The sequence below is a fragment of the Limnofasciculus baicalensis BBK-W-15 genome (assembly GCF_024178385.1).
Taxonomy (GTDB): domain Bacteria; phylum Cyanobacteriota; class Cyanobacteriia; order Cyanobacteriales; family Coleofasciculaceae; genus Limnofasciculus; species Limnofasciculus baicalensis.
This window is the reverse complement of the sequence record NZ_JAMZMM010000004.1, coordinates 39,510-46,828: the sequence shown is the minus strand read 5'-3', so window position 1 is coordinate 46,828 and position 7,319 is coordinate 39,510. Positions and strand designations below refer to the sequence as shown.

6 protein-coding genes are annotated in these 7,319 nt (G+C 40.3%); 4 read left to right on the top strand and 2 right to left on the bottom strand.

The window, feature by feature from the left end:
* Nucleotides 1-43: 43 nt before the first annotated feature.
* The 4 genes from NJ959_RS00925 (at nt 44) to NJ959_RS00910 (ending at nt 5,682) form a co-directional block, all read left to right on the top strand.
* The gene (locus tag NJ959_RS00925; RefSeq protein ID WP_254009860.1) at nt 44-1,624 is read left to right on the top strand and encodes a B12-binding domain-containing radical SAM protein; all 1,581 of its coding nucleotides are present in this window, start codon (nt 44-46) and stop codon (nt 1,622-1,624) included.
* A gap of 136 nt (nt 1,625-1,760) precedes the next feature.
* Nucleotides 1,761-2,558, top strand: coding sequence for an ABC transporter permease (locus NJ959_RS00920; protein WP_254009858.1), 798 nt, complete (start codon nt 1,761-1,763; stop codon nt 2,556-2,558).
* A 206-nt stretch (nt 2,559-2,764) separates the two neighbouring features.
* Nucleotides 2,765-3,604, top strand: a complete 840-nt coding sequence (locus NJ959_RS00915; RefSeq protein WP_254009857.1) for an Rpn family recombination-promoting nuclease/putative transposase — start codon at nt 2,765-2,767, stop codon at nt 3,602-3,604.
* Nucleotides 3,605-3,723: 119 nt separating this feature from the next.
* The gene (locus tag NJ959_RS00910; protein ID WP_254009856.1) at nt 3,724-5,682 is read left to right on the top strand and encodes a serine/threonine-protein kinase; all 1,959 of its coding nucleotides are present in this window, start codon (nt 3,724-3,726) and stop codon (nt 5,680-5,682) included.
* A gap of 73 nt (nt 5,683-5,755) precedes the next feature.
* Here the strand turns inward: NJ959_RS00910 and NJ959_RS00905 are convergent, their stop codons facing one another.
* Both NJ959_RS00905 and ylqF read right to left on the bottom strand, forming a co-directional pair.
* Complete coding sequence (locus NJ959_RS00905) at nt 5,756-5,923, bottom strand: hypothetical protein (RefSeq protein ID WP_254009855.1); 168 nt, start codon at nt 5,921-5,923, stop codon at nt 5,756-5,758.
* Nucleotides 5,924-6,063: 140 nt separating this feature from the next.
* On the bottom strand, nt 6,064-6,921 hold the full coding sequence (gene ylqF / locus NJ959_RS00900; protein WP_254009854.1) for a ribosome biogenesis GTPase YlqF: 858 nt from the start codon (nt 6,919-6,921) through the stop codon (nt 6,064-6,066).
* Nucleotides 6,922-7,319: the final 398 nt, after the last annotated feature.

Here is a 7,319-nt window from a genome sequence, read left to right as displayed (position 1 = left end):
GAATCCACCCGATCGGGGGATGCAGTATTTCGGAGATATTTTTATGAACGTTTTGCTCCTGTATCCCCGCTTTCCCAAAAGCTTTTGGTCATTTGAGAAGACACTGGCATTGCTCAATCGCAAAGCCATGTTACCACCATTGGGGTTAGTGACAGTGGCGGCGATTCTGCCGCAAGAATGGCAATTTAAGTTAGTCGATCGCAATGTACGTCAAGTCACTGAGGCAGAATGGGATTGGGCAGATTTAGTGATTCTGTCTGCGATGATTGTTCAGAAGCAGGATTTATTAGAGCAAATTCAGGAAGCGAAACGTCGTGGGAAACGAGTAGCTGTCGGTGGTCCCTATCCTACCGCTTTACCCCACGAAGTATCTGATGTTGGGGCAGATTATTTGATTTTGGATGAAGGGGAGATTACCTTACCTCTGTTTATCGATGCGATCGCACGAGGTCAAGATTCTGGTATCTTTCGTTCTGATGGGGTAAAACCGGATGTTACTCATACACCTATTCCTCGGTTTGATTTACTGGAATTCGAGGCTTATTCAGAAATGTCGGTACAGTTTTCGCGAGGATGTCCCTTTCAATGCGAATTCTGCGATATTATTGTCCTCTACGGTCGTAAGCCTCGAACAAAAGCACCTGAGCAATTACTTGGGGAACTTAATCGCCTCTACGAGTTAGGCTGGCGACGGAGTATTTTTATGGTGGATGATAATTTTATTGGGAATAAACGTAACGTTAAACTATTCCTGAAAGAACTAAAACCTTGGATGGTGGAACATAAATATCCCTTTTCCTTTGCTACAGAAGCCTCCGTCGATTTGGCACAAGACCAGGAATTGATGGATTGGATGGTACAGTGTAATTTTGGCGCTGTATTTCTCGGTATTGAAACACCAGATGAAGCCAGTTTAACTTTAACTCAGAAACATCAAAATACGCGGGATTCTCTGAGTGATGCAGTTTATAAAATTACCAGATCTGGTTTACGGGTGATGGCAGGATTTATTATTGGTTTTGATGGAGAAAAACCAGGTGCAGGTCAAAGAATTGTCAAGTTTGTAGAACAAACTGCCATTCCTACCGCTCTATTTAGTATGCTCCAAGCTTTGCCAGATACCGCACTTTGGCACAGGTTAGAAAAAGAAGGACGACTTAGAAATAAGTCTGCTAATATTAACCAAACTACGTTAATGAACTTTGTTCCGACACGTCCATTAGAACAGATTGCTCGCGAGTATGTAGACGCATTTGACCAATTATACGATCCAGAAAAGTTTCTCGATCGCGCTTATCGTCATTATCGAATTCTTGGGGAAGCTACTTATCCGAAAAAGGGTAAAGGTGGAAAGAAAGCAGTTAATTGGGTGACAATTCGGGCGCTGTTAACTATCTGTTGGCGACAGGGTGTTTTGCGGAAAACTCGTTGGCAGTTTTGGCGGAATTTAGGGAATATGTTGCGGTACAATTCCGGTGGGATTGGTCCTTATTTGTCAGTTTGTGCCCAAATTGAGCATTTCTTGGAGTATCGCGATATTGTGAGACGGGAAATTGAGGAGCAAGTGGCGGTGTTTTTGGAGGGGGAAGTGAGGATAAAATCGGAGGTGGAGGTGGCGGTTTAGGTTATTGTGAGGGTGTGGCGAGGTTTTGTTTTTTAACGCAGAGGTACGCAGAGGTTGGCACAGAGGTACGCAGAGGGTTATATGGTTTTTGCTGGTTTTGTGCAACAAATAACTAACAACAAATAACCAACAACTAATGGATTTGATTCAACTGGAGCCGATAGATTTAATATGGGGATTGGGGCTGATGGCAGTCGCAATTGGTTTATCTCGTTGGCAAAGGTTGGGTTTGGAGTTTTCTTTGGCGATGGCAACGGGCAGGATGGTGATTCAGTTGCTGTTTGTTGGTTATGTGTTGGCTTTTGTTTTTGAATTGAAGAATGCGATGGCTTCGCCCGCCGCAGGCATCGCGGTTTTAATGGTTTTAATGGTAATGGTTATGATAGCCACTATTACAACTCGCAATCGCATTGGTAAGAAGATGCCTGGGTTGCTACCGTTGGTGTTTGGTTCGATTTTATTTTGTAGTGCTATTACTTTAATTTATACGAATCTGTTTATTATTCAACCGGAAACTTGGTACGAGCCACAATATTTAATTCCTTTGGGAGGTATTGTGTTGGGAAATGCGATGAATGGGGCGGCGATTGCGGGGGAACGTTTGGTTAGCTCTATTACTAGTAGTCGTGTGGAAATTGAAACTCATTTAAGTTTGGGGGCAACTCCGCAGGAGGCGATAGCGGGATATCGTAAGGAGGCAATTCGTGCGGGATTGATTCCTACTCTTAATCAAATGATGGTGGCGGGAGTTGTGACTTTGCCGGGAATTATTACGGGGCAAATGTTGAGTGGAATCGATCCGTTGAATGCGGCATCTTATCAGATATTAATTATGTTTATGCTGGCTTTTACTAATTTGACAATAACTATGTTAATTACGGAAGGGTTGATGGGGCAATTTTTTAATGGGCAGGCTCAGTTGCGATTGCGGTAGGGGAGTGGGAAGTAACTAGATCAACCTATATCATAATTTGATTCTGGATGCAACTATATCTTTAGGTATCTTAGGAATGCTAAATACAGTAGTTCATTCCATTTGTTTGTAGTAAGCGCTTACTACAAACCCAGAAGGTTTTTGAAGGAGTTATCCAAAGAAAAATGTTATAATAGTATTGATAAACTTCATTTTCCATCGCCACTATGATTTTTATTAATCCTAAAATAGATTGGGCATTTAAAAAAATATTCGGCTCATCTGAAAGCAAAGATATTCTCATCAGCTTTCTCAATGCCCTAGTGTATGACGGAATCCCCACTATTAAAGACTTAGAAATTATCAATCCCAACCTCCCACCAGCACTCCAAGGATTGAAAGATACCTACCTGGATGTCAAAGCCAAACTACTAGATGGCACAATAGTCATTATTGAAATGCAGGTATTAAACGTAGAATCTTTTGGCAAACGGGTTTTATACAATGCGGCGAAAACTTATGCCTTTCAGTTAGAATCCGGAGAAGGTTACCGAATGCTTAAGCCTGTCATTGCCTTAACGATAACTGATTTCAAACTATTCGCTAAAAGCGATAGCCTGGTTTCTCGTTTCATTTATAAAGAAAAAACCACTAATTTCGAGTATACCGACAATAACATAGAGTTAGTTTTTGTCGAATTACCCAAGTTTACCAAAGAACTGGCTCAACTGGAAACTATTGCTGATAAATGGATTTATTTTATGAAATATGCCAGAAGCCTGACTGAGGTTCCCGAAACAATGGATAGTATTCCGGCTATTCATAAAGCATTTGAAATTGCCAACCAAGCTAATTTAAGCCGTGAAGAAAGGGAAGAGATAGAAAAGCGAGAAATGTTTGTATACGATCAACAAGGTGCTATATCTTTAGGAAAAGCTGAAGGGAAACAAGAAGAAAAGCTGGAAATAGCCCGAAAATTGCTCGCTTTACTTGATAATGAAACTATTAGTCAAACTACAGGAATTAGTGTTGATGAGGTGCAGAATTTGCGAGAGACTAATGACTAGTAGTTCATTCCATTTGTTTGTAGTAGGCGCTTTAGCGCTAAAGCGCTTACTACAAACCCAGAAGATTTTTGACGGTTAACTAGTAGCTTGATAGACGATTTAAGCAATCTAAACCATAAATGACTTATTGCCTCAATCCAGATTGTCTTCAGCCGCAAAACTCAGAGACAAACAAAATTTGTCAAGGATGCGGCTTAAATCTCTATCTGCAAAACCGTTATCGTGCCATTAAACTAATCAGTCAAGGGGGATTTGGGCGAACATTTTTAGCCGTCGATGAAGGACAATTTCCTGTAATTCCTTGTGTCATTAAACAACTATTTCCCCGTGGCTTATCACTCCCTCTTTTTGAGAAAGCAAAAGCATTATTTGAGCAAGAAGTTTTACTTTTATCTAAATTAGGTAAACATGCTCAAATTCCAACATTATTAGGATATTTTACACAAGAGCAACAGTTTTATTTAGTCCAAGAATTTATTGACGGAACTAATTTGGCACAGATGGTAGCAGAAGCAGGGACATTTACCGAAAGTGATGTCTGGCAAGTTTTAGGTGAGTTATTGCCAGTAGTTCAATTTATTTGCGATCGCAATATTATTCATCGAGATATCAAACCACAAAATATCATTCAGAAATCCTGCCCTACCGAAAATAGCGAATCCAGAGAGTCGGCTAAATTCTCTAATCCCCCCATCTTACCTATAAAAAAAATTGTCTTAGTAGACTTTGGGGCTGCTAAAATAGTAACTAATATAGACTCGTTCAACATCGGAACAAGTATCGGTTCCCCTGAATATCTTGCACCGGAGCAAGCGAGAGGAAAAGCAGTTTTTGCTAGCGATATTTATAGTTTAGGAGTTACCTGTCTCTATCTATTAACTGGTATTTCTCCCTTTGATTTATTTGATACTGTTAATCATACTTGGGTTTGGCGAGACTATTTAACTCAAGAAGTTAGCGATAACCTTGGCAAAATATTAGATAAAATGGTACAGAATGCCCTCACTAATCGCTTTCAATCCGCTAATGAAGTGATGGAAGCAATTAATAAAATAAGAGGTAGGGGCGGATTTAGCAGACAATATATTGGGAAAACAGATAACCTAAAAACCAAACCCGCTCCCTTATGGCAATGCCAAGATACATTTACTCACAAATTAGCTGTAAATTCAGTTGCTGTTAGCCCCGATGGTAATATTTTAGCCAGTGGCTGCGATGATAAAACTATTTATTTATGGGATTTAAAGAATAAGAGGTTAATTGCTAGACTGACTGGACATACAGACGGAATTAATTCCGTGTCTTTTAGCCCAGATGCTCAAATTATCGCCAGTGGAAGTAATGATAAAACCATTAAATTATGGTCTGCCATTACTTGGCAAGAACTATGTACTTTAAAAGGACATACGCACAAAGTAACTGAAGTTACTTTTGGTCCTGATAGTCAAATATTAGCTAGTGGAAGTTGGGATAAAACTGTCAAACTCTGGCAAGTAGAAACCAGAGAAATACTTTCTACCCTTAGCGCACATACCCTACAAATTAGTGGAGTTGCCTTTAGTCCATGCGGCAATTTTATTGCTAGTGCTAGCCTTGATAGAACCACCTATTTATGGGATATACAATTTACCGAAACTGACAAACAATTCCCTACAACCAAAAACGAAATATCCTCTTCACTACTCCCCACACCCTACTCCCCACTCCCTATTTTAATCGGTCATGACTGGGCAGTTTTGACAGTTGCTTTTAGTCCAAATGGTAATATTTTAGCAACGGGAAGTGATGATAATACTATTAAATTATGGGATAGAGAAACTGGAGCATCTCTCCAGACAATTTCCGGTCATTCTTGGTCAGTTTCATCAGTTATATTTAGTCCAGATGGAAAGACTATCATTAGTGGAAGTTGGGATAAAAGTATTAAAATTTGGCAAGTAAGTACGGGACAGGAAATCGCTACTTTGGAGGGACATAATGATTCAGTTTCGGCTGTGGCGATTCATCCTAATGGGGAGATAATTGTGAGTGGGAGTAAGGATAAGACAATTAAGGTTTGGTATCGGGATAGGCTATAGATGAAGAGGCAAATTGCGATGGATTCTCTTCGAGACGCTACGCTAACGCCTAACCCAGGCATCGCAATTTCAGCTAAAATAGAATAATACTCAAGATTTGATTGGAATATAACTCGTCATCAAGTAGTAAAATCAAGTCAAAACAGATAGTATTTTCTATAACCTGTTTAAAGCATTCCCTGGTATTTTCTTTGAACTGACCATCATCTGCTAAAATTGCTAATGGAACAGCAGATGCCATATCAGGCTGTAGGGTGTGTTAGCGTTAGCGTAACGCACCACCACCACCATATATAGTATTGCTGCATAAGTCCTGGAATAGTAACTTTACGCTTCAAGATCAGCTTACCTCTTTTCAGTGCCACCGTAAATTAATAATGATTAAATTGGCGGAAATTCAAGGGGAATCGCACCTAACACTCCTTTGCGAAAATCATGTAATAATTGTCGTGAGGTTCTTTCAATATCTCCTTTATAGCGAAAGTCGGCTAAAGCCTGAAGATAATCTTCCCCTGTAAAAGGAGCTGAATCGAGTTTGTAGCGAGTTTTTAAAGGCGTAGCAGGAAATAAGCCAAACTCCGCCATATACTCTAAATCTTTGATGTATTCAACTAACGCCACTGCCACTAAATAATTGTCATAAGATGCGTCACCAATATCGTCACAAATAGCAACTTTCAGCGCATTTTCTTGATTTTTTAACAGTGAGGGAATGACACCAGGGGCATCAAGTAATTCAATTTGCTCGGAAATACGCACCCAACGTAATTGGCGCGTTACTCCAGCGCGACGGGCACTTTCTACCACCCGCTTGCCTAAAAGTCGGTTAATTAAAGCAGATTTTCCCACATTGGGAAAGCCTATCACTACTGCACGGACTGGACGATCTAGCATACCGCGATCGCGCCGTCGTTGGTTCATTTCTACTCCCGCCAACTGTACTGCTTTTGCCACTTCCCGAACACCTTTACCCTGTTGGGCATCAGTAAAATAAGGTGTTTCCCCCTGCTCCTCAAACCAGGATAACCACTTTTTCCGTGCCCCTGCTGGAATCATATCTAGCCGATTGAGTACCAAAAGTCTCGCTTTACTTCCCAGCCATTGGGAAATTTGGGGATGATGAGTGGAGAGAGGAATTCTCGCATCCCGCACTTCTAGTACGACATCCACTAATTTTAGTTGATCTTTTAGTGCCCTTTCCGCTTTGGCAATATGTCCAGGATACCATTGAATTGTCATTAGTTATTTGTCCTTTTTTTGTTATTATTCAGGTTTTTATTGATAATCAAGCAGTTTTTTGATCGACGAGATTAATTTTTGATAGTTTCCTGATGAATCTTAGTATCTTTTCCCAAAAATAGCATAAGTAAACAAAACTGCATTTCTGGGATGCCTGCGGCTGGCTTCGCAATCGCAAACAATCCTATTGAGGGGGATCAATTGCGCAGCACTCTCCCCGATAATTAAATAAAATAGAGATAATTCCATTTCAAATTTCCTCTGGATTTATCCCCATTTCCCTCAGTTTCTCGGCTAGGCGATTGGCTTTTTCCTCTGCTAACTCTTTCTGTTGTCTTTCTTCTTCCATCTGTCTTGATAACTCCACATAAGACAAAAATTTAAGTCCATCTGGACGA